24 protein-coding genes are annotated in these 21,371 nt (G+C 73.2%); 10 read left to right on the forward strand and 14 right to left on the reverse strand.

What is annotated here, in order from left to right:
• The first annotated feature begins 16 nt into the window (after positions 1-16).
• Both OHA91_RS27685 and OHA91_RS27690 read left to right on the forward strand, forming a co-directional pair.
• Positions 17-751, forward strand: a complete 735-nt coding sequence (locus OHA91_RS27685) for a glucose 1-dehydrogenase (protein WP_328740220.1) — start codon at positions 17-19, stop codon at positions 749-751.
• Between the two features lie 46 nt (positions 752-797).
• Positions 798-1,349: a hypothetical protein gene (locus OHA91_RS27690; RefSeq protein WP_031149325.1), complete on the forward strand. Its 552-nt coding sequence runs from the start codon at positions 798-800 to the stop codon at positions 1,347-1,349.
• Between the two features lie 30 nt (positions 1,350-1,379).
• Here OHA91_RS27690 and OHA91_RS27695 read toward each other — a convergent pair whose 3' ends face one another.
• Positions 1,380-1,847: a hypothetical protein gene (locus tag OHA91_RS27695; protein WP_328740221.1), complete on the reverse strand. Its 468-nt coding sequence runs from the start codon at positions 1,845-1,847 to the stop codon at positions 1,380-1,382.
• A gap of 54 nt (positions 1,848-1,901) precedes the next feature.
• Between OHA91_RS27695 and OHA91_RS27700 the strand changes: the two genes are divergently transcribed.
• Positions 1,902-2,630, forward strand: a complete 729-nt coding sequence (locus OHA91_RS27700) for a class I SAM-dependent methyltransferase (RefSeq protein WP_266502117.1) — start codon at positions 1,902-1,904, stop codon at positions 2,628-2,630.
• Here the strand turns inward: OHA91_RS27700 and OHA91_RS27705 are convergent.
• Both OHA91_RS27705 and OHA91_RS27710 read right to left on the reverse strand, forming a co-directional pair.
• On the reverse strand, positions 2,617-3,609 hold the full coding sequence (locus OHA91_RS27705; RefSeq protein WP_328740222.1) for an acyl-CoA dehydrogenase family protein: 993 nt from the start codon (positions 3,607-3,609) through the stop codon (positions 2,617-2,619). The genes OHA91_RS27700 and OHA91_RS27705 overlap by 14 nt on opposite strands.
• The gene (locus OHA91_RS27710) at positions 3,609-4,754 is read right to left on the reverse strand and encodes an acyl-CoA dehydrogenase family protein (protein ID WP_328740223.1); all 1,146 of its coding nucleotides are present in this window, start codon (positions 4,752-4,754) and stop codon (positions 3,609-3,611) included. Before OHA91_RS27710 ends, OHA91_RS27705 begins: the two co-directional genes overlap by 1 nt.
• An 88-nt stretch (positions 4,755-4,842) precedes the next feature.
• Between OHA91_RS27710 and OHA91_RS27715 the strand changes: the two genes are divergently transcribed.
• From OHA91_RS27715 to OHA91_RS27725, 3 genes are read left to right on the forward strand one after another with little or no spacing between them, the layout of a single operon-like run.
• Positions 4,843-5,625, forward strand: a complete 783-nt coding sequence (locus OHA91_RS27715) for an SDR family oxidoreductase (RefSeq protein ID WP_328740224.1) — start codon at positions 4,843-4,845, stop codon at positions 5,623-5,625.
• A 15-nt stretch (positions 5,626-5,640) separates the two neighbouring features.
• A complete protein-coding gene (locus OHA91_RS27720; protein ID WP_266502125.1) occupies positions 5,641-6,282 on the forward strand; it encodes a TetR/AcrR family transcriptional regulator in 642 nt (213 codons plus the stop codon).
• Positions 6,283-6,309: 27 nt separating this feature from the next.
• Positions 6,310-7,467, forward strand: coding sequence for an acetyl-CoA C-acetyltransferase (locus OHA91_RS27725; RefSeq protein ID WP_266502127.1), 1,158 nt, complete (start codon positions 6,310-6,312; stop codon positions 7,465-7,467).
• Between the two features lie 43 nt (positions 7,468-7,510).
• Here the strand turns inward: OHA91_RS27725 and OHA91_RS27730 are convergent, their stop codons facing one another.
• Positions 7,511-8,149 (reverse strand): SIMPL domain-containing protein, encoded by a 639-nt coding sequence (locus OHA91_RS27730; protein WP_031149305.1) that lies wholly within the window; start codon positions 8,147-8,149, stop codon positions 7,511-7,513.
• 248 nt (positions 8,150-8,397) lie between these two features.
• Between OHA91_RS27730 and OHA91_RS27735 the strand changes: the two genes are divergently transcribed.
• Complete coding sequence (locus tag OHA91_RS27735; protein ID WP_008743912.1) at positions 8,398-8,601, forward strand: cold-shock protein; 204 nt, start codon at positions 8,398-8,400, stop codon at positions 8,599-8,601.
• A gap of 101 nt (positions 8,602-8,702) precedes the next feature.
• The gene (locus tag OHA91_RS27740; RefSeq protein ID WP_328740225.1) at positions 8,703-10,400 is read left to right on the forward strand and encodes a DEAD/DEAH box helicase; all 1,698 of its coding nucleotides are present in this window, start codon (positions 8,703-8,705) and stop codon (positions 10,398-10,400) included.
• 61 nt (positions 10,401-10,461) lie between these two features.
• Here OHA91_RS27740 and OHA91_RS27745 read toward each other — a convergent pair whose 3' ends face one another.
• Genes OHA91_RS27745 through OHA91_RS27765 form a run of 5 tightly spaced genes read right to left on the reverse strand, consistent with a single transcriptional unit; the run spans position 10,462 to position 14,846 of the window.
• A complete protein-coding gene (locus tag OHA91_RS27745; protein ID WP_266502134.1) occupies positions 10,462-11,391 on the reverse strand; it encodes a tyrosine-protein phosphatase in 930 nt (309 codons plus the stop codon).
• Between the two features lie 30 nt (positions 11,392-11,421).
• The gene (locus OHA91_RS27750; protein ID WP_037632025.1) at positions 11,422-12,513 is read right to left on the reverse strand and encodes an NAD(P)H-dependent flavin oxidoreductase; all 1,092 of its coding nucleotides are present in this window, start codon (positions 12,511-12,513) and stop codon (positions 11,422-11,424) included.
• Positions 12,514-12,517: 4 nt separating this feature from the next.
• Positions 12,518-13,252 carry a CoA-transferase subunit beta gene (locus OHA91_RS27755; protein WP_031149294.1) on the reverse strand — a complete coding sequence of 245 codons (735 nt, stop codon included), beginning with the start codon at positions 13,250-13,252 and terminating at the stop codon, positions 12,518-12,520.
• Positions 13,249-14,100 (reverse strand): CoA transferase subunit A, encoded by an 852-nt coding sequence (locus tag OHA91_RS27760; RefSeq protein WP_031149292.1) that lies wholly within the window; start codon positions 14,098-14,100, stop codon positions 13,249-13,251. The genes OHA91_RS27755 and OHA91_RS27760 overlap by 4 nt, the downstream gene beginning before the upstream one ends.
• Positions 14,097-14,846, reverse strand: a complete 750-nt coding sequence (locus tag OHA91_RS27765) for an enoyl-CoA hydratase family protein (RefSeq protein ID WP_031149290.1) — start codon at positions 14,844-14,846, stop codon at positions 14,097-14,099. Before OHA91_RS27765 ends, OHA91_RS27760 begins: the two co-directional genes overlap by 4 nt.
• A gap of 56 nt (positions 14,847-14,902) precedes the next feature.
• Between OHA91_RS27765 and OHA91_RS27770 the strand changes: the two genes are divergently transcribed.
• Together OHA91_RS27770 and OHA91_RS27775 are read left to right on the forward strand one after the other, a co-directional pair.
• Positions 14,903-15,667, forward strand: coding sequence for an SDR family oxidoreductase (locus OHA91_RS27770; protein ID WP_031149287.1), 765 nt, complete (start codon positions 14,903-14,905; stop codon positions 15,665-15,667).
• Position 15,668: 1 nt separating this feature from the next.
• The gene (locus OHA91_RS27775) at positions 15,669-16,586 is read left to right on the forward strand and encodes an SDR family oxidoreductase (RefSeq protein WP_031149285.1); all 918 of its coding nucleotides are present in this window, start codon (positions 15,669-15,671) and stop codon (positions 16,584-16,586) included.
• 23 nt (positions 16,587-16,609) lie between these two features.
• Here OHA91_RS27775 and OHA91_RS27780 read toward each other — a convergent pair whose 3' ends face one another.
• The 5 genes from OHA91_RS27780 to OHA91_RS27800 form a co-directional block, all read right to left on the reverse strand.
• Complete coding sequence (locus tag OHA91_RS27780; RefSeq protein WP_037632022.1) at positions 16,610-17,341, reverse strand: TetR/AcrR family transcriptional regulator; 732 nt, start codon at positions 17,339-17,341, stop codon at positions 16,610-16,612.
• Between the two features lie 63 nt (positions 17,342-17,404).
• Positions 17,405-18,487: an amino acid permease gene (locus OHA91_RS27785; RefSeq protein WP_107064675.1), complete on the reverse strand. Its 1,083-nt coding sequence runs from the start codon at positions 18,485-18,487 to the stop codon at positions 17,405-17,407.
• Positions 18,484-19,230 carry an SDR family NAD(P)-dependent oxidoreductase gene (locus tag OHA91_RS27790; RefSeq protein WP_266502148.1) on the reverse strand — a complete coding sequence of 249 codons (747 nt, stop codon included), beginning with the start codon at positions 19,228-19,230 and terminating at the stop codon, positions 18,484-18,486. The genes OHA91_RS27785 and OHA91_RS27790 overlap by 4 nt, the downstream gene beginning before the upstream one ends.
• A 52-nt stretch (positions 19,231-19,282) precedes the next feature.
• Complete coding sequence (locus tag OHA91_RS27795) at positions 19,283-20,479, reverse strand: MFS transporter (protein WP_328740226.1); 1,197 nt, start codon at positions 20,477-20,479, stop codon at positions 19,283-19,285.
• Positions 20,480-20,622: 143 nt separating this feature from the next.
• On the reverse strand, positions 20,623-21,324 hold the full coding sequence (locus OHA91_RS27800; protein ID WP_328740227.1) for a TetR family transcriptional regulator C-terminal domain-containing protein: 702 nt from the start codon (positions 21,322-21,324) through the stop codon (positions 20,623-20,625).
• Positions 21,325-21,371: the final 47 nt, after the last annotated feature.

Consider the following 21,371-nt stretch of genomic DNA (forward strand, 5'->3'; position numbering starts at 1 on the left):
ATAGGGGAGGGGCTCCATGGGGCGCACCGGGCTCGACGGGAAGGTCGTCGTCATAACCGGCGCCGGGCGTGGCCAGGGGGCCGCCGGGGCTCGGCTCTTCGTGGAGGCCGGGGCGCGGGTCGTGGTCACCGACGTACGGGAGGACGAGGGCCGGGCCGTGGCCGCCGAGCTGGGCGGTGACGGGCTGTACGTACGCCACGACGTCGCCGACCCGGCGAGCTGGGCGGCGGTGGTCACTGAGTCGGTACGCGCCTTCGGCACGGTATCGGCGCTGGTCAACAATGCCGCCGTGTGGCGCACCGCGCACGTGGAGGAGCAGCGGCTCGACGACTTCGAGGCACTCCTGCGGGTCAACCTGCTGGGGCCGTTCCTCGGCATCCAGGCGGTGGCGCCGGTGCTGCGGGCGGCCGGGGGCGGCTCGGTCGTCAACGTCTCCTCCACCGCCGGGCTGGTCGGGATACCCGGCCACGCGGCCTACGGCTCGACCAAGTTCGGGCTGCGCGGACTGACCCGGTCGGCGGCGCTCGACCTGGCCGGGGACCGGATCCGGGTGAACTCGGTGCACCCGGGGGCCATCGACACCCCGATGGTGGCCGGCGCCGTCGAAGGCCGGGACTTCTCGCACCTGCCCCTGGGGCGGATCGGTCGGCCGGAGGAGGTCGCCGAGCTCGTCCTCTTCCTCTGCTCGGACGCGTCCTCGTACGTGACGGGCGCCGAGTTCACGGTCGACGGCGGGATGACGACCGCCTGACGGACAGGGCACCCCCAGGCCCTCCGGGCCCGTGCATGATGTGTCCATGGCTGATCTGGCACGGAGGGCGGCAGGCGCGGTCCTGCGCAACTGCCTGCTCCTGGCGGTGGAGTTCGGCGCGATCTGGATGCTGCGCGGTCCCGAGGGGCTCTGGGTCCCGGTCCTGCTGGCCGTCTTCGTCGCCGGTGCGGCCGTGCCGCACGGCACCGACGCCGAGTTCGTGGCCCGCACCGCCGTGGCGCTCACCGCCGTCGGGATCGCGGTGCTCGGCGGGGTCACCTGGGACCGGCACGTCCTGCACGACCGGGGCCGGGAGGAGACCGCGGTGGTCGCGCAGCGGACGATGGTGGAGGACGGTGCGAGCCTGTCCCCGTCGCTGCGCCTGCGCACCGAGGCGGGCCGCGACCTGCCCGGCCCGGTCACCCTCGACCTCGCGGTCGGCGCACGGCTGACGGTGACGGTGGACCCCGACGGGCCGGCCTGGGCCCCGGGCGGCCGCCCCGACCGGCCGCTGTGGCAGGCGGCCGGCACCGGCGCGCTCCTCCTGCTCCAGACCGCCCTCCTGCTCCGGATCTCCGTGCGCCGCTCCCGGACCTGACGGCGGCGCGGCGAGAACCGCCGACGCGGGCTACTTGATTTTGTAGGAGCAGCCCTTCGTGTTCGTGACGCCGTCGCTCTCCGCGACCACCTTGCCGTCCACCTTGATGGTGCAGGGAGCCTGCTGGAGCTTGCCGTCGGAGCCCGTGATCGTGCCCGGGACGACGCTGACCAGGTAGCCCACCTTCTGCTCCGCGGCGGTGAGTTCGGCCGTGCCCGACTTCGACCACGGCAGGGTCTGCTGCTCGAAGCCGCTGCCGAGGCCGCTGTACATGACGGCCGTCCTGCCCGTGCCGCCGACCTCCAGGGTCACGTCGTGCTTCGCGCCGCCGCCGGCGGCCGGGGCCGACGAGGGGTTCTGGCCCTGGTTCTGCGAGGCCGCGGGCTGCGGCTGCTGCTTGCCGCCCTCCGGGGCGGGCTCGGGCTCCGCGCTCCCGCAGCCGGTGAGCAGCAGCGCCACCGCGGCGCACAGCGTCATGGCGGAGATGGTCCTGCGCATGTCCTGATACCTCGATCTTGTTGCCTGGTACGTGTGATCGAAAACAATGGACGCATGACGACACGCGCCCGTTCCTTCGATGCCGCAGCGGCTTCCTACGCCGCCCACCGGCCCGGCTACCCGCCGGCCCTCCTCGACGCCGTCGAGGAGCTCGCCGGGCGCCCGCTCGCCGGGGCGCGCGTGGCCGACGTGGGGGCGGGTACCGGTATCGCCACCGCCCTGCTGCACGGGCGCGGCGCCGAGGTCGTCGCCGTGGAGCCCGGGGACGGGATGGCCGCGCAGCTGCGCCGGGCGCACCCCGGGATCCCGGTCGTGCGCGGCGACGGGGACCGGCTGCCGCTGGCCACCGGCGCGTTCGACCTCCTCACCTACGCCCAGGCCTGGCACTGGACCGACCCGGCCCGCTCCGTCCCCGAGGCCCGCCGCGTGCTGCGCCCCGGCGGCGCGCTCGCCATCTGGTGGAACGACGCGGACCTCACCGTGCCCTGGATCGCCGAGCAGGAGGCGCGGCTGGCGGAGTTCTTCGGCGCGGCCAAGGGGAAGGGCTTCCGTACGCTGCCCCGCGGGCTCGGCGGGTTCACCAGCCGGTCCGTGCGCTGGTCCCGGCGCATCCCGCTGGACGCGCACCTCGCCAACCTCGCCAGCCACTCCGCCTTCCTGATGCTGGGCGAGCCCGGCACCCGCGACTACTTCGCCGCCGAACGTGAGCTGCTGGCCCCGCTCTTCCCCGACGGCACGGTCGAGGAGAGCTACGTCGTCAGCCTCCACGTCACCCGCGTGTGACAGACCGCAGGACTTCCGCCCGGCACTCCGACGGGGTGCCCCAGGCGTCCCGCAGCGGGCGTGCCTTGCGCAGCCACAGGGACAGGTCCAGCTCCTCGGTGTAGCCGACCGCACCGTGGAGCTGGAGCGCCGTCATGGCCGCGCGGTACGCCGCCCCGCCGCACCGCAGCTTCGCCGCCGCCACGTCGCCCGGGGCCAGGGACAGCGCAGCCGCCCACACCAGCGGACGCGCGAACTCCAGGGCCAGGAGGGTGTCCGCCAGCCGGTGCTTGACCGCCTGGAAGGAGCCGATCGGCGCCCCGAACTGGGTGCGCTGCTTCACGTATCCGACCGTCCGCTCCAGCAGGGCCTCGCCCACGCCCAGGCACTGGGCCGCTGTCAGCAGCCGGGCCCAGCGCCCCGCCGCCCCGGCCGCGCGCGCCACCGCCGGGCCCGCCGCGAGGAGTTCGCCCCCGGTCGCCGAGGGGCGCGCCAGCCGCCGCGCGGGGTCCGTCGACCGCAGGACTTCCCCGGATGCCGGGGTGGCCAGCCGCAGTTCGCCCGCCGCCGACACGGTGAAGCAGTGCGCCGCCGCGTCCGCGTCCAGGGCGTACGGACTCCCGCCCGGCAGCGTCAGCGTGGCCCAGGCCTCGCCCGCGACCAGGCCCGGCAGGAACCGCTTGGCGAGGGCCTCGTCCCCCAGCTCCGACAGCAGCACCGACACCGCCGCGCTCTCCACCACCGGTCCCGGCACCCCCGCCCGGCCCAGTTCCACGAAGCCCAGCGCCAGCTCCAGCGGGAGCAGGCCGGCCCCCTCGTACGACTCGGGTGCGGCCAGCGCGAACAGGCCCGTCCCCGCGAGCCGGGAGCGCAGGGCCAGCCCCGGCCCGTGCTCGCCGTCCGCCCAGGCCCGTACCGCCGCCGGGACCTGCGCCGAGCCCAGCAGGGAGCGCAGCGTACGGGCGAAGTCCGACTGCTCGTCGGTCGGCAGGAAACGCATCAGCGGCGGCCCTTCGGCAGGCCGAGCAGCCGCTCGGCGATGATGTCGCGCTGGATCTCGTTCGTCCCCGCGTAGATCGGCCCGGCCAGCGAGAAGACCCACGGCTCGGCCCACTCGCCGTCCGCGAGTTCGGCGTCCGCACCCAGCAGGTCCAGCGCCGTCTCGTGCAGCGCGATGTCGTACTCCGACCAGAACACCTTGTTCAGGCTGGACTCGGCGCCGACGGCCCCGCCCGCGGCGAAGCGGGAAGCGCCGGCCCAGGTGAACAGCTCGTAGGCGCGCGCCCCGACCACCGCGTCGGCCACCCGGTCGGCCAGTGCCGTGTCGGCCGGGTCCCCCTGCGCGCGCCACAGGGCGGCCAGCCGGTCCGCCGCCGCCAGGAACCGGCCGGGGGAGCGCAGGGTCAGGCCGCGCTCGTTGCCGGTGGTCGACATCGCGATCCGCCAGCCCTGCCCGGGCTCCCCGATCACGTCCTCGTCCGGTACGAAGACCTCGTCCAGGAAGAGCTCCGCGAACGCCGGCTTGCCGTCGAGGCGGCCGATGGGCCGCACCGTGACCCCGGACGCCCGCAGGTCGAACATCAGGTACGTCAGCCCCTGGTGCGGTTTCGGGGTGTCCGGGTCGGTGCGGAAGATGCCGAAGGCCCGGTCGGCGAAGGCGGCCCGCGAGGACCAGGTCTTCTGCCCGGACAGCAGCCAGCCGCCCTCCGTGCGGACCGCGCGCGACGTGAGCGAGGCCAGGTCGGAGCCCGACTCCGGCTCCGACCAGGCCTGCGCCCAGACGACCTCGCCGCTCGCCATCGGCGGCAGCACGCGCGCCCGCTGCTCCGCCGTCGCGTGGTCGAAGAGCGTCGGCGCGAGGAGGCTGATGCCGTTCTGCGAGACCCGGCCGGGCGCGCCCGCCGCCCAGTACTCCTCCTCGAAGACCAGCCACTTCACGAGGTCGACGCCGCGGCCGCCGTACTCCTCGGGCCAGGACACCACCGCCCAGCGGTCCGCGTGCAGCCGGGCCTCCCACTCCCGGTGCGCGGCGAAGCCCTCCCGCGTCTCCAGCGAGGGCAGGGGGGAGGCGGGTACGTGGTCGGCCAGCCAGGCGCGCGCTTCGGCCCGGAAGGCCTCCACCTCCGCCGTCTGGGTCAGGTCCATCGGGTGCCCGCCTCCTCGAACGCCGTCACTTCCCTAACAAGTGTTTGGTAGGTTAACGTACGGCCATGAGCAGCGTCGAGGAGTTCGCATGAACGAGCCCCGGTACACCGCCGGCCACCACCTGCTGCAGGACCGCACCGCCGTCATCACCGCCGCCGCGGGGGCCGGGATCGGCGGGGCCACCGCCCGACGCTTCCTGGAGGAGGGCGCCCGCATCGTCATCGGCGACGCCCACGCCCGCCGGCTCAAGGAGACCGAGGACGCGCTCACGGCCGAGTTCGGAGCCGGCCGCGTCGCCTCCCTGCCCTGCGACGTCACCGACGAGGACCAGGTCCGCGCCCTGTTCGCGTTCGCCGAGCAGACCCACGGCCGGCTCGACGTCGTCGTCAACAACGCCGGGCTCGGCGGCACCGCGGCCCTCGTCGACATGAGCGACGAACAGTGGACCCGCGTCCTTGACGTCACCCTGAACGGCACCTTCCGCTGCACCCGCGCCGCACTGCGCTCCTTCAAGGCCTCCGGCGCGGGCGGAGTCGTCGTCAACAACGCCTCCGTCGTCGGCTGGCGCGCCCAGACCGGCCAGGCCCACTACGCCGCGGCCAAGGCCGGGGTCATGGCGCTCACCCGCTGCGCGGCCCTGGAGGCCGCGGAGTTCGGCGTACGCGTCAACGCCGTCGCCCCCAGCCTGGCCATGCACCCGCACCTGGTGAAGGTCACCAGCGAGGAGGTCCTCGCCGAACTCACCGCCCGCGAGGCCTTCGGCCGGTACGCCGAGCCCTGGGAGGTCGCCAACGTCATCGTCTTCCTGGCCAGCGGCTATTCGTCGTACATGACGGGCGAGACGGTGTCCGTCAGCAGCCAGCACCCGTAGCCCGACAATGGACGCGTGCCAACCAACAAGCCCGCGGCCCAGCCCGCAGCCAAGAAGAAGCCGCAGGTGACCCCCTCGCCCGAGCGGCGCCGCGAACTCCTCGACACCGCCGCCGAGGTCTTCGCCGCCCAGGGCTACAACGCCACCACCGTCCGCAAGATCGCCGACGCCGCCGGGATGCTCGCCGGCAGCCTCTACTACCACTTCGATTCCAAGGAATCGATGCTCGACGAGATCCTCTCGGCCTTCCTGACCGAGCTGTGGGACGGGTACGACGCCGTCCTCGCCGCCGGCCTCGGCCCCCGGGAGACCATCGAGGCCCTCGTCACCGAGTCCTTCCGCGAGATCGACCGGCACCGCGCGGCCGTCGCGATCTACCAGAAGGAATCCCGCACCCTCTCCGCCCAGCCCCGCTTCCACTACCTGTCCGACTCGCAGCAGAAGTTCGAGAAGGCCTGGCTGGGGACGCTGGAACGGGGGGTCGCCGCCAAGGTCTTCCGGGCCGACCTCGACATCCGCCTCACCTACCGCTTCGTGCGCGACACGGTCTGGGTGGCGGCCTCCTGGTACCGGCCGGGCGGACAGCACAGCCCCGACGAGATCGCCCGCCAGTACCTGTCGATGGTCCTGGACGGGATCGCCCTGCGCCCCACCTGATCGATCCGACCGTCTGAGGAGTCCCCGATGCCCGAGGCCTACATAGTCGACGCCGTGCGCACCCCCGTGGGGCGGCGCGGAGGCGGCCTGTCCGCCGTCCACCCGGCCGACCTCGGCGCACACGTCCTGAAGGAACTGGTCGAACGGTCCGGGGTGGACCCGGCCGCCGTGGAGGACGTGGTCTTCGGCTGCCTCGACACCGTCGGCCCGCAGGCCGGGGACATCGCCCGCACCGCATGGCTCGCCGCCGGCCTGCCCGAGGAGGTCCCCGGGGTCACCGTCGACCGCCAGTGCGGCTCCTCGCAGCAGGCGGTGCACTTCGCCGCGCAGGGCGTGCTCTCCGGCACCCAGGACCTCGTGGTCGCCGGCGGCACCCAGAACATGTCGATGATCCCGATCGCCTTCGCCTCGCGCCAGGCCGCCGAACCCCTCGGGTACACGGAGGGGCCGTACGCGGGATCCGCCGGCTGGCGCGCCCGGTACGGCGACGCCCCCGTCAACCAGTTCCACGGCGCCCAGCTGATCGCGCAGAAATGGGGGATCTCGCGCCGCGACATGGAGGAGTACGCGCTCGGCTCCCACCGCCGCGCCGTGCGCGCCGTCGACGAGGGCCGCTTCGACCGCGAGATCGCGGCCTACGGGGACGTGACCGCGGACGAGGGGCCGCGCCGGGACACCACCCTGGAGAAGATGGCGGCGCTCAGGCCCGTCGTCGAGGGCGGCACCATCACCGCCGCCGTCTCCTCCCAGGTCTCCGACGGCGCGGCGGCCATGCTGCTCGCCTCCGAGCGGGCGGTACGCGAACACGGCCTGCGGCCCCGGGCCCGCATCCACCACCTCTCCGTGCGCGGCGAGGACCCCATCCGCATGCTGTCCGCACCCATCCCGGCGACGGCGTACGCACTGAAGAAGACCGGCATGTCACTGGCCGACATCGACCTCGTGGAGATCAACGAGGCCTTCGCGCCGGTGGTGCTGGCCTGGCTGAAGGAGACCGGCGCCGACCCGGAACGCGTCAACGTCAACGGCGGCGCCATCGCCCTGGGCCACCCCCTGGGCGCGACCGGGGTCAGGCTGATGACCACCCTCCTGCACGAGCTGGAGCGCACCGGCGGCCGGTTCGGCCTCCAGACCATGTGCGAGGGCGGCGGCCAGGCCAACGTGACGATCATCGAACGCCTGTAGGGGCCGGCTCGCCGGCCGGCGGTCCGCCGCCCCCGCCGCCGGGTCAGGAGGGGAGCAGGGAGAAGCCGAGGAGGACCGCGGCGTCGACGCGGACCGAGCCCGGGGAGAGGGTGCCGTCGTACTCGTGGTCCGCGCGGCCGACGCTGCGGCCGTGGCCGCCGACCGACTCCGGGTTCACGTCCTCGATGTGGATCACCGCTCCCAGCTCGACCCCGCAGGCCTCCGCGTAGACCTCGGCCTTGCGCCGGGCGGCCTCGACCGCGCGCCGCCGCGCCTCGTCGCGCATCGAGGGCTTGTCCCGGACCTCGAAGCGCACGTCGTCGACACGGTTCGCACCGGCGGTGACGGCGTCCTCGATCAGCAGCTCGATCCGGTCGAGCGCCTCCGTCTGCACCGTGTACTTCGCCTCGCAGCTGTAGCCGAGGAAGGTGCGGTCCGCGCCGTACCCGCTGTGCTGGGAGGTCAGCCGCAGGCGCGAGCCGGAGACGTCCGCGTCCGGCACGCCGTGGTCCCGCAGGGTCTGCCGCAGCCGGGCCACCGCCGCCCCCGCCTCCGCGAAGGCCACCTTCGGCGTCGGGGCGACGAGGTCGACCGCCAGGTCCACGAAGGCGAGACGGGGTTCGGCGGACACGCTGCCCGCACCGAGCACACTGAGCCCCCAGGGCTCTCTGATCGCTGCCATCCCATGATCAAACCAGGTGGGGGAGCCCGCCACCAGGCACTTCCGAGCCCCGCCCGTGGCACGAAGGACGGAGGTCACACCGCCCCGTCCGCACCTCGGGACCGGGATGTGCTAGCTTAGGGGTCGTTGCAGTTGTGGTACCCATGAACTTTATGTGCGCCTGACGGGAATGTTCCTCAGGCGCTTTTATTGTTTTTTTGCCGGAATCTCCGGATGGGGCCCTTTGCCGCCTATTCAGGAGATTTAAAATGGCACTTGGCACCGTGAAGTGGTTCAACTCGGAAAAGGGCTTCGGCTTCATCGAGCAGGACGGTGGCGGTCCGGACGTCTTCGCCCACTACTCGAACATCGCCACCCAGGGCTTCCGTGAGCTCACCGAGGGCCAGCGCGTGTCCTTCGACGTGACGCAGGGCCAGAAGGGCCCCCAGGCGGAGAACATCCTCCCCGCCTAATTTTCTCAGCATGCCGGGGTCCGCACCGAGAGGTGCGGGCCCCGGCTTGTCTGCTGTCTCGACCTTTGTTTTACCTGCCGGTTTCAGGAGGGCTTTCTCGCATGACCAGCTCCAGCTCCGCACGTCCCAGCCGCCGCCCCACACGGGGACGAGGAGCGGCCCAGGGGCGTCCGAAGGCTGGTGCGGGACGGCAGAAGTCCGCCCCGCCCGCACCCCGGCCGCAGGAATTCACCATGCCGGAACCGGCCGTCCCGGCACTGCCGCCGGTCGCCGCGTTCGAGGACATGGGCATGCCCGAGGCGCTGCTGAAGACCCTCGCAGCCCAGGGCGTCACCGAACCGTTCCCCATCCAGGCCGCGACCCTGCCGAACTCCCTCGCCGGCCGCGACCTGCTCGGCCGCGGCCGCACCGGCTCCGGCAAGACGCTGGCCTTCGGCCTGGCGCTGCTGGCCCGTACCGCCGGCCGCCGTGCGGAGCCGAAGGCGCCGCTCGCCATGGTCCTCGTACCGACCCGCGAGCTCGCGCAGCAGGTCACCGACTCCCTGGCCCCGTACGCCACGGCCGTCAACCTGCGCATCGCCACCGTCGTCGGCGGCATGTCGATCAACCGGCAGTCGGGCGCCCTGCGCCGCGGCGCCGAGGTGCTCGTCGCCACCCCCGGCCGCCTGAAGGACCTCATCGACCGCGGTGACGCGGACCTCTCGCAGGTGTCGATCACCGTCCTCGACGAGGCCGACCAGATGACCGACATGGGCTTCATGCCGCAGGTCACCGCGCTGCTCAAGCAGGTCCGGCCCGAGGGGCAGACCATGCTCTTCTCGGCGACCCTCGACAAGAACATCGACAAGCTCGTCAAGATGTTCCTGACCGACCCGGTCGGCCACTCCGTCGACCCGTCGGCCGGTGCGGTCACCACCATGGAGCACCACGTCCTGTACGTCCTGGACGAGACCGACAAGAAGGCCGTGGCGACGCGTATAGCCGCCCGCGACGGCCGGGTGATCATGTTCGTGGACACCAAGCGCGGCGTGGACCGCATGGTCAAGAAGCTCCTGGCGGACGGCGTCCGCGCCTCCGGCCTGCACGGCGGCCGTTCGCAGCCGCAGCGCAACCGCACCCTGGACTGGTTCAAGACGGGCGAGGTCACCGCGCTGATCGCCACCAACGTGGCGGCCCGCGGCATCCACATCGACGACCTCGACCTCGTCGTCAACGTGGACCCGCCCACCGACCACAAGGACTACCTGCACCGTGGTGGCCGCACCGCGCGCGCCGGCGAGTCCGGCAGCGTGGTCACCCTGGTGCTGCCCGACCAGAAGCGGGACATGACCCGGCTGATGTCGGACGCCGGGATCTCCCCGCGCACCGCGCAGATCAAGTCCTCCGACGAGGAGCTGGCACGGCTGACCGGCGCCAAGGAGCCCTCGGGCATCCCGGTGGTGCTGGAAGTGCCGCAGCAGCCCGCGCCGAAGGCGCGCAACGGCTCCGGTTCGGGCTCCGGCTCGCGCCGCCGCTCGGGCGGCCCGCGCACCGGCTCCGCCACCGGCGGCGCCCCGGCGGCCGGCGGTCGCAGCCGCAGGTCCGGCGGCGGCTCCGGCCAGGCCCCGGCGGCCTCCGGCTCGGGCCAGGCCCGTCGCGGCGGCCAGGGCGGCGGTCAGGGCGGCGGTCAGGGCGGCTCGGCCGGCGGCTCCGGCGAGCGCGGCCGACGCGGCACGGGCGGCTCCGGCGGCGGCGCCGCCGCGGCCTCCGCGCGCAGCCGGGTCGGCACCGGCGGCCAGGGCCGCCGGCGCGCCGTCTGACCCGCTCCCACCGACATACGCCGACGGGCAGTGCTTCGTGCACTGCCCGTCGGCGTATCCGCTACCGGACCAGCCTGGCCTGGAGCTTCGCCAGCGTCCGCAGGTCCAGGCCGAGGCCCTGGGTCAGGTAGCCGTAGAAGCTGCCGTAGTCGGCCTCCATCTGCGCCGTCGCCGAGTCCAGGTAGTCCTGGCGGACCTCCTGGAGCGGGATCAGCAGGTCCGGGTTCTGCATCCGGCCCGACTGCTTGAGGCCCGCCCGCACCTTGGCGTCGTAGGCGGCGCGGAAGGTGTTCGACGCCAGGTAGTCGCCCTCGGCCGTGCCCTCGGGGACGGCGAGGGCGCGCAGCAGCACGTAACTCACCCAGCCGGTCCGGTCCTTGCCGGACGTGCAGTGGTACAGGACCGGGCCCTGCCGGCCGTCCGCGAGCTCCCGCAGCGTCGCCGCGAACTGCGCCCGGTTCTCGGGGGCGGTCACGAACGTGCGGTAGATGTCGCGCATGTAGGCCTCGGCGCGCCCGCCGCCGAGCATCTGCTCCTGCGTGACGGGGTCCCCGCTGCCGATGGCCCCGACGAGCGTTCCGTAGAGGCCGAGGTCGCTGACCGGGCGGGCGGTGGCGGAGAGTCCGGCGGGCAGCCTGTCGGCGCCGTCGTACTGGACCTCCATCGGGATGCGGAAGTCGATGACCTTCGTGAGGCCGAGACCGGAGACGGTGGTGACGTCGGCGTCGGTCAGCTTGCTCAGTGCGTCGGAGCGGTAGACGAGGCCCTGGCGGACCTGGCCGCCGGTCCAGGTGCGGTAGCCGCCGAGGTCGCGGACGTTGACGGCGCCCTGGAGAGTGATCTGGCGGATCGTTTCGGCTTGCTGCTGGTGGTGCCGGGCACCGACACCGGCTCCGGGCGCCGCCGCCGCGTACGCGGCGGTCGGCAGGGTGGCGAGGGCGAAGGCGGCGACGGCCGCCGCGGCCGCTCTGCGGATTCTGACACGGCTCATGGGGGCAACTCCTGTGACGGAGAAGGGGGATCACCCTGGTGGTGGCAGGGCGTCGAGCGAGTGCGGTCCGTGCGACCCGTGGAGACGGTCCAGCACGGAGTGGGCCTCGGCCATGACGCGGGAGACGAGCTCCGCACAGGACGGAAGATCGTCGATCACCCCCGCGACCTGGCCCGATGCCATGACGCCGAGGTCCGTACGGCCCTCGACCATGGACGCCTTGAGGAGCATGGGAGTGTTGGCGGCGAGCAGGACCTGGCTCCAGGACAGGTCCTTGCCGTGCTTCATCGCCAGGCCGTCGCGGACCATCTGCGGCCAGCTCAGACCGGACAGCTTGCGCAGGCCCGCCGCGTGCCGGACCGCCCGGACCAGCGCCCTGGCACGGCCCGCCCGCTCCAGGGACTCCACCAGCTCCGTACGGAGCATGCGGTGCGGCAGCCCGTCGACGGCCGTGGTGACGGTGACGTCCCTGACCGTCGCCTTCAGGTACTCGGCCTTCACCGCGTCCGGGACGGTCGAGTCCGAGGTCAGCAGGAACCGCGTGCCCATCGCGATGCCCGCCGCCCCGTACGCCAGGGCCGCGACCAGACCGCGGCCGTCGCCGAAGCCGCCCGCCGCGACCACCGGGATGTCCACGGCGTCCACGACCTGCGGCAGCAGCACCGTGGTGGCCACGTCCCCGGTGTGCCCGCCGCCCTCGCCGCCCTGCACGATCACCGCGTCGGCGCCCCAGGCCGCCACCTTCTCGGCGTGCCGCCGGGCCCCGATCGACGGGATGACGACCACGCCCGCGTCCTTCAGCCGGCCGATCAGCTCCCGGGAGGGCGCGAGGGCGAAGGAGGCGACCCGTACCCCCTCGTCGATGATCAGCCGGACGCGCTCGGGCGCGTCCCCGGCGTCCGCGCGCAGGTTGACGCCGAAGGGGGTCCCCTCCGGGACGCGGGACCTGACCTCGCGGACCGCCGACCGAAGCTGCTCGGTGGTCATCGTCGCCGAGGCCAGGATGCCCAGGGCGCCGGCGTTGGCCGCGGCCGACACCAGGCGGGGGCCGGCGACCCAGCCCATGCCCGTCTGCACGATGGGGTGCTCGACCCCGACCAGCTTCGTGAACGCCGTCTCCACCGGATCAGCCCCGCACTTCCCGGTCGCGCAGACCCTTCGGATCGATGACCTCGCGGATCAGCCGCAGTTCGGGCCCGGTCGGCTCCCGCGTGTACGGGACCTCGTCGGGCAGCGCCAGCTCGAAGCCGGTCGCCGCCCGGACCTGCTCGACGGTGACCCCGGGGTGCAGGGACGCCAGCCGCATCGCGCGGCCGGGGCCGGCGAAGTCGAAGACGCCCAGGTCGCTGACGACCCGGGGCAGCCGGTGGAACCGGGTCACCCCGGCCTCGGCGGCCCGGTCGTACCCGACGCCGCTGACCATGTCGACGCGCTCGACGAAGACCCGCGTCGAATGCCTGGGGATCCAGTAACTCACCGGATTGTTAAGGGTGTTCACGGGCGCGCCGCGCACGCCGAGCAGCTGGCGCGCCGGCCGCTCCCAGTCCCCGATGCAGGAGATGTTCTGGTTGCCGAACCGGTCGATCTGGCTCGCGCCCATCATCACGTGCCGCCGGCCGCCGGTGACCATGGTCAGGTGGCGCCGGTAGGGGAGCCAGCCCTCGGGCGTGCCGTCGAGCCCGACGAGCATGGCCTCGCCGTCCGTCAGCAGCAGGTCGGGGGAGAAGGTCCGCTTGGCCAGCCGGGCCCCGAAGGAAGGGATCAGGCCCATGGGGCTGGCGAGCACCTCGCCGTCGCCCCGCCAGGCCTCGGCGCAGGCGATCACGCAGTACTCGGCGCGGGTGGCGGTCGTCGTGGTCACTGCTGCTCCTCGTGCCAGGCCCGGACGGCCAGCTGGTAGTCGTGCTCGCCCGCCCCGGACAGGAAGCGGGCCGAGAACTCGGGCCAGGGCGTGCTCGCGTAGAGCTTCTGGAAGGCCTCGTCACGGCCGTAGTCGGGGGCGCAGGAGGTGAAGTGCGCACCGTTCGGGGTCTCCACCACCCCGGTGACGGAGTGCCGGCTGACGAGGAGGGACTGCGGCGGGCCGGCCTTGGCGAGCTCGGCGGTCTCGACGAGCTGCTCGCAGGAGACGTAGGCGGCGTCGGCGGCCTCGCAGAACAGGTCGTCGAAGTACGGGTCCGGGCCCAGGTACTGGGCGTTGCCGAGGCGGTCGGCTCGGTTGAGGTGGACCAGGGCGGCGTCGAGGCGCAGGGCGGGGACGGCGACGAGTTCCTCGCCGTCGTCGTAGGGCGAGGTCACCGTGCGCAGTTCCGGGTTGACCCGCATCACGTCGGAGCCGAGGCCGGCCCGGACCGGCAGGAAGGGCAGCCGGTTGGCGGCGGCGTGCAGGCCCCACATGAACATGGCCTCGTCGTACTCGGTGAACGCGAAGGCGGCCCGTTCGCGGGCGGCCCGGAAATGGGGCTCCAGCGCGATGGAGTCGAGGGTGGCGAAGGGGGCGACGAGCCGGCGGATCCGGCCCGCGGCCGCCAGCAGGCCGACGTCGGGCCCACCGTACGAGACCACGGTGAGATCGGTGATCTCGGACCGGAGCAGGGCTCTGACCAGGGCCATGGGCTTGCGCCGGGACCCCCAGCCGCCGATCCCGAGGGTCATCCCGCTGCGCAGCTGCCCGACCACCTCTTCGACGGTCATCGACTTGTCGCTCATGCGCGCTCTTCCTTCCCGAAGGTGTCGCGGACCCGGTCGGCCACCCCGCTGAGGTTGGCCTCGAAGGTGAAGCCCTGCTCGAACCGGTAGCTGCGGTGCACGTCCACGGGGTCGATGCCGTTGATGGCCGCCTTCGCCAGGCGGATCAGATAGCCGTCCTTCCGCGCGATCTCGGCTGCCAGTTCCAGGGCGGCGCCGCGCAGCGCTCCGGGCGGGACCACCTTCCAGACCGAGCCGTGGGCGTGCAGTTCGGCGGCGGTCGCGGTGCGCGAGGTGTAGTAGAGGGCGCGCATCAGGTGCTGGGGGACCAGCCGGGCCAGGTGGGTGGCGGCGCCGAGCGCGCCCCGGTCGAGCTCGGGCAGGCCGAAGACGGCGTCGTCGGAGGCGACGATCGCGTCGGCGTTGCCGACCAGGCCGATCCCGCCGCCCAGGCAGAACCCGTTCACGGCCGCGACGACCGGCACCTCGCACTCGTAGACGGCGGCGAACGCCTCGTAGCAGCCCCGGTTGGCGCCGATGAGGGCCGCGTGGCCGGTGTCGCGCTGCATCTCCTTGATGTCGACGCCCGCGTTGAAGCCGCGGCCGTCGGCGGCGAGGACCACGCAGCGGACCTCGGGGTCGCGGCCGGCGGTGCGCAGGGCGTCGGCGAGGTCGTACCAGCCCTGCACGGGCAGCGCGTTGACGGGCGGGAAGTCGACGGTGACCAGTGCGACGCCCTTGTCCGGGTCGGAGGTGGAGACACCCATGAGAGGATCAGCTACCTTTCCACCAAACATTTGTTAGGTGAGGAAGGTAGCAGCCGATGGAGCTCGACGGGAGGGTTGTCGTCGTCACCGGCGGAACCAGGGGCGTCGGGGCCGGGATCGCCCGGTCGTTCCTCGCGGCCGGCGCGGAGGTCGTCGTCTGCGCCCGGCGGCCCCCGGACGAACCGGTGTCGACGGACGGCCGCGAGGCGTCCTTCATCCCGCTCGACCTGCGCGACGCGGGCGCCGTGGGCGATTTCTTCGACGCGGTCGCCGACCGGTACGGGCGCCTCGACTGCCTGGTCAACAACGCGGGCGGAACCCCTTACCGCCTCCTCGGGGAGGGCGGCGCCGAACGCCACGCACGGGTCGTGGAGCTCAACCTGGTCGCCCCCATGACGGCCTCACTGGCGGCCCACCCCTGGCTCAGGCGGAACCGGGGCTCGGTGGTGATGATCGGCAGCGTCAGCGGGACCCGCCCCTCACCGGGGACGGCGGCGTACGGGGCGGCCAAGGCGGGCCTGGAGAACCTGGCCCGCTCGATGGCCGTCGAGTGGGCGCCCGAGGTACGGGTGAACACCCTGGTCCTCGGCATGGTGCGGACCGAACTCGCGCACCTGCACTACGGGGACGAGGCAGGGATCGAAGCGGTCGGGGCGACCGTCCCGCTGGGGCGGCTCGCCGAACCGGCCGACGTGGGCGACGCCGCGGTCTTCCTCGCCTCCGACCGGGCGCGGTACGTGAGCGGGGCGAGCCTGCTCGTGCACGGCGGCGGGGAGCGCCCGGCGTTCCTGGATGCGGCAACTGTCAACAAGGAGAGCTGAGATGGCGGGACTGTGCGAGGGCCGGGTCGTGATCGTGACGGGCGCCGGGCGGGGGCTGGGCCGGGCCCATGCGCTGGCCTTCGCCGCGGAAGGGGCGAGGGTCGTCGTCAACGACCTGGGCGTGGGCCTGGACGGGCTGCCCGGGCCGGAGAGCCCGGCGGCGCAGGTGGTCCGGGAGATCGAGGCGCTGGGCGGCGAAGCCGTGGCGCACGGCGGGGACATCGCGACCCCGCAGGGCGCGGACTCCCTGGTGGAAGCCGCCCTCGACGCCTTCGGGCGCCTCGACACGCTCGTCAACAACGCCGGGTTCCTGCGGGACCGGATGCTGGTGAACCTGGACGAGGACGACTGGGACGCCGTCATGCGGGTCCACCTGAAGGGCCACTTCCTGCCGCTGCGGGCCGCTGCCGCGTGGTGGCGGGCGGAGGCGAAGGCCGGCCGGCCGGTGGCCGCCCGGGCCGTCAACACCTCCTCCGGGGCGGGGCTGCTGGGCTCCGTCGGCCAGGGCAACTACAGCGCCGCCAAGGCGGGCGTCCTCGGCCTCACCCTGGTCGCGGCCGCCGAGATGGGCCGGTACGGGGTCCACGTCAACGCGATCGCCCCGGCCGCGCGGACGCGCATGACGGAACGGGCCTTCGCGCAGACCATGGCCGCCCCCGAGGACGGCGGCTTCGACGCGATGGCCCCCGAGAACGTGTCACCGCTCGTGGTCTGGCTCGGCGCGGACGCCTCGGCCGGGGTCACCGGACGGGTCTTCGAGACCGAGGGCGGCCGGATCACGGTCATGGAGGGCTGGCGGCCGGGCCCCACCGCCGACCGCGGGGCCAGGTGGACCCCGGCAGAGGCGGGCGAGGCGGCCGTCAAGCTCCTGGCCGCGGCCGAACCGCCGCTCCCGGCGTACGGATCCGGCCCGGCCTAGGGGGCGACCGGCCGATCAGGGCGCTACTTCGCGGACACGGCCGAGGCCGTGTCCGCGGACGGCTTCTCCAGGCCGAGCATCTCCAGGGCCGAGTCCATCTCCGCCTGGAACAGCACCCGCGGGTTCGCGTCCGGGCCGAACTGGCGGTAGACCTCCAGCGCGACGGGGCCGTACATGCGGCCCCACACGCGCAGCGACGCCAGCAGCGCCTGCGGCGGGAGGTGGGGGAAGCACTCGCGGGCGAGCGCGGCCAGGGAGGGGACGAAGTCGGCCCACTCCGCCTCGGCCCGCTTGAGCTGCTCGGGCGCCTGCGGCCAGGCGGCGTCGACCAGGCCGAGGAGGATCATGCAACATCGGCGGGCGGCCGCCACGACGATGTCGGCCGTCGGGGCGTACCCGGGGGAGCTGTCCCCGTAGGTGAGGCGGAACTCCGCCGGGTGGGTGCGGGCCCACTCCCGGAAGGTGCCCGCGACCGCGAGCAGCCGGGCCGCGGTCGCGTCCTCGGGCAGCGCGTCCCGCGCCGCCTCCTGCTGGTCGGCCAGCCGGTTGTACGTGTCCGCGGCCAGCGTCGCCAGCAGGTCGTCCCGGGTGTCGAAGTACCCGTACAGGGCCGCCGCCGTCATACCCATCTCGCGCGCGATGCCGCGCAGGGTGATCCCCGCGACGTCACCGGCGGCGAGCAGGTCGAGTGCGACCTCCTTGATCTGCGCGGTGGTCTCGATCCGAAGGCGTTCGCGGCGGGACAGGGTCTGCATGGCGGGGGCTCCTCCTCAGGGACAGGGCGAGAGTGTCGCACCCCCCGTACAAACACCGTTTACTTACCTTACCGTGTTGACGAACCGCAACTCGCCGGTCCTCCGCCGGCCCCGCGTGAGGACGCGGGCGACCAGCACCACCCCCAGACTGCCCAGGCTCATCAGCAGTTGGGGCCGCGTCTGCGCGGTGAACAGCACGGAGCACAGGACCGCCGACAGCGCCAGCACCACCAGCACCGTCAGGTACGGGAAGCCCCACATCCGGAAGGTCATCCTCTCGGGCTCGGTGCGCTCGGTCCGGATCCGCAGCACGAACTGGGAGACGGCGATCCCCAGATACATGATGACGAGCACGGCACCGGTCGAGTTGAGCAGGAAGGGGAAGGTCCGCCCCGGGCTCACCGCCTGCGCCGCGACCGCCCCGCAGCCCACCACGGTGCCGAGCAGCACCGCCCGCCGCGGCGCGGCCGCCCACCGCGGCGCGTCCCCGTGCCCGGCCAGCGTGTGCAGCATGCGCGAGGAGGCGTACAGCGTGGAGCCCAGTACGGACATGAGCGCGGTCAGGATCACCGCGCTCATCGCCGACGCCGCGAAGGGCACGCCGATCCGGTCCAGCGCCGTCACGTACGGGCTCTCCCCGCCGGAGATCTGCGGCCAGGGCACGATCGCGACCACCAGCAGCACCGAGCCGAGGAAGAACACCAGGATCCGCCAGACGATCTGACGGGTGGCCCGCGCGACGGCCCGGCCCGGATCGGGGCACTCGGCGGCCGCGACCGCCACGATCTCCGTCCCGCCGAAGGCGAAGACGACGCCGACGGTGGCGGTGAGGACAGCGCCGGGCCCGTGCGGGGCGAACTCCCCGTGCGCCGTGAGGTTCCCCAGCGCCGGACCCGGCCGGGCCGCGTGCGGGAGCGGCGACGGCGTCGGTGGCGGCGAGCGGGCCGGCCATCCCGGCGCCCGCGGCGACGGCGGAGGCGGCGAGGAATCCGCGGCGGTCCAGGTTCGGCATGACAGGTTCCCTTGCGTGGCGCGAGTGCGGTACGTGGTGGGGGGCTGTGCGGTGGGGGAGGGGAGCCGGGCCCCGGAGCGGAGCGGGGGCTCGATGCGTCTCCGGGGCCCGGCGTCGGAGGGGCGGGCCGTCAGGCGTTGGCGCCGCCGTCGACGGTCAGCGTGGTGCCCGTGACGAACGAGGCCTCGTCGCTCGCCAGGTAGAGGACGGCGCTCGCGATCTCCTCGGCGCGTCCGTAGCGTCCGAAGACGTTCAGGCCGCGTTGGAAGTCGGCGGACGGGCCGTCGGCCGGGTTCATGTCGGTGTCGATCGAGCCGGGGGCCACCTGGTTGACGGTGATGGCGCGCTCGCCCAGGTCACGGGCGAGACCCACGGTCAGGCCGTGGACGGCCGCCTTCGACATGGCGTACGCGGTGAAGCCCGGCGCGGGTACCTGCGTGGCGAGGCAGGAGCCGATGTTCACGATGCGGCCGCCGTCGGGCATGGACCGGGAGACGGCCTGGGCGGTGAGGAAGGCGCCGCGGACGTTGATGTCCAGGGTCCGGTCGAGGGTGGCGAGCGGCACCTCGGCGAGCGGCGGGCAGGTCATGTCCGCGTATCCGGCGTTGTTGACGAGGATCCGCACCGGGCCGAGTTCGCGCACGACGCGGTCCACGGCCGCGGTGACGGCCTCCGCGTCGGCGGCGTCCGCCTCGACGGTCACGGCGCGCCGGCCCAGCGCCCGTACCTGGCCGGCTACTTCCTCGGCCTGCTCCTTGTTCGAGCGGTAGGTGATCGCGACGTCGGCGCCGTGGGCGGCGAGCGTGCGGGCGATCTCGGCGCCGATGCCGCGGGAGCCGCCGGTCACCAGGGCCACGCCGTGGAGAGTGGTCGTCACAATGATTCCTTTTCTGTGTGCGGGAGTGGGGTGGTCTGGAAGGGTGCCGGGCTCAGGCCGCGGCCGGCTGCCGCTCGGGGGCGGCCGGGGCGCAGCCGCCGGTGCCGCCCTTCGCGCTCCGCAGGTCCGGGAGGAGGGTGAACAGACCGAGGAAGGCCATGATCACGCCCAGTACGAGCGGGGCCCGGAGCCCGTAGGCGTTGATTCCGACACCGCCGAGCCAGGAGCCGATGACGATGCCGAGAGTGATGAAGGACGAGTGCACGGTGTTGACCAGCGGGCGGGCGTTCGCGGTGCGCTGGACCCGGGTGATCATGCAGGGGTTCATCGTGACGCCGACCAGGCCGATGCCCATCATGAAGATCAGCGCGGGCGCGGTGACCTCGGCGAAGACGGCGAAGCCGGCGAGGAAGACCATGTTCAGGCCGAGCCCGACGAGCTGGGTCACGATGGTGTGCTTGTCGGCGAAGCGGCCCACGATGTTGTTGCCGACGACGGTCGCCGCTCCGTAGGCGACCAGCAGCCCGGGCACCGCGCCCTCGCTGAAGCCCGTGAGCTCGGTGAGGATCGGGGTGAAGTAGCTGAACGCGGAGAAGGTGGCGCCGATGATCAGCGTGGAGGTGGAGAACACCAGCCACAGCCGCGGGTTCTTGAAGGCGCGCATCTCCTCCTTGACGGAGGAGCCGCCCCCCGACTGGGCGCCGGTCACGGACGGCACGCCGAAGACCGTGGCCAGGGCCGCGACGACGGTCAGGGCGGAGATCGCCCAGAACGCGGCCCGCCAGCCCAGCTGACCGCCCACGAAGGTGGAGATGGGCAGGCCGAGCAGGGTGCCGAGCATCAGGCCGTTCATCGCGGCGCCGATCGCCTTGCCGCGCATCTCGGGCTTGGTGATCTCGGCGACGACCGAGAGCGACACGCCGAAGAAGGCGGAGGAGGCGACACCGGTGATGACGCGGCCGATGGCCATCGTGAGGTAGTCGGTGGACAGGGCGGCCAGGATGTTGCCGCCGAGGAAGACGGCGAAGAGGACCATCAGGGCGCTCTTGCGCGGGAGCTTCAGCACCGCGGTGGCCAGGAACGGCCCGCCGAGGGCCATGGCGACGGCGAACGCCGTGATGAGGTAGCCGACTTGGGGGATGGTGGCCCCGACTCCCTCGGAGATCTGGGGCATCAGGCCGGCCACCACGAATTCGCTGGTGACCATGGCGAAGATGCCGAGGGCGAGGACGTACACGGCCTTGGGCACGGCCGTCACAACCTTTCTATGGATAAACGATCGTTCCAGAATTCGGGCAGGCGCAACCCAGGCGTGGTGCAGAGGGAATGGGCGCCGGTCGGATGCCGGTCAGGCGGGCGCCGGGCGGTTGTCGGATGGTCTTCAGGTGGTCGTCAGGCGGTACAGGACAGGCCCTGGAGGGCCTGGTCGACGACCTGCGCCAGGTAGTCCCGCCCCGCCGTCCGCTCCATCACGCGCAGCCCATGGGTGAGGGTGACGAGGAAGCGGGTGGCGGACCGTACGTCGGTACCGGGCGCCAGCTCGCCGGCGGCCCGGGCCCTCAGCAGGAGGTAGGCGAAGGCCTCCTCCAGCGAGCCCAGCGCACCGCCGAGCCGCTGCGCCGCCTTCCCGTCCCCCGGCAGCCGCTCCAGTACGCCGTGCGTGACCATGCACCCGCCGCGCAGCGGGTCGGCCAGCGCGGAATCGACGTACGAGAGGAGGCCCGCAGGACCGGCCGGGCCGGTGTCGGACTCGGCGAGGGTCGGCCACATCCCGCGGGCCACCTCGTCGTCGAGGTAGCCGGAGTAGATGCCCGAGTCCATGCCGATCATCGCGCACCAGCCGACGGAGACGTCCCCGGCGGAGAGGATCTCCAGGAGTTCGGCCTGCTGCATCGAGGTCAGCTCCGGACCGCCCCAGGTCTTGGGCATGGCGGCACGGAACACCCCCGCGCCGCGGAGCAGTTCCACGATGTCCTCGGGCAGCCGGCGCCCGTCCTCGATGCGTGCGGAGTTCTCCCGCAGGAACGGTACGAGCTCGCGGGCGCGGTCCAGGATCGCCTCGGCGGTGTCGGGTACGTACGGCGTCGTCGTCATCACGTTCTCATCAGGGGTGCGGGTCGGGTGGGACGGTGCGGCGGCGC

Source organism: Streptomyces erythrochromogenes (assembly GCF_036170895.1).
Taxonomy (GTDB): Bacteria; Actinomycetota; Actinomycetes; order Streptomycetales; family Streptomycetaceae; genus Streptomyces; species Streptomyces erythrochromogenes.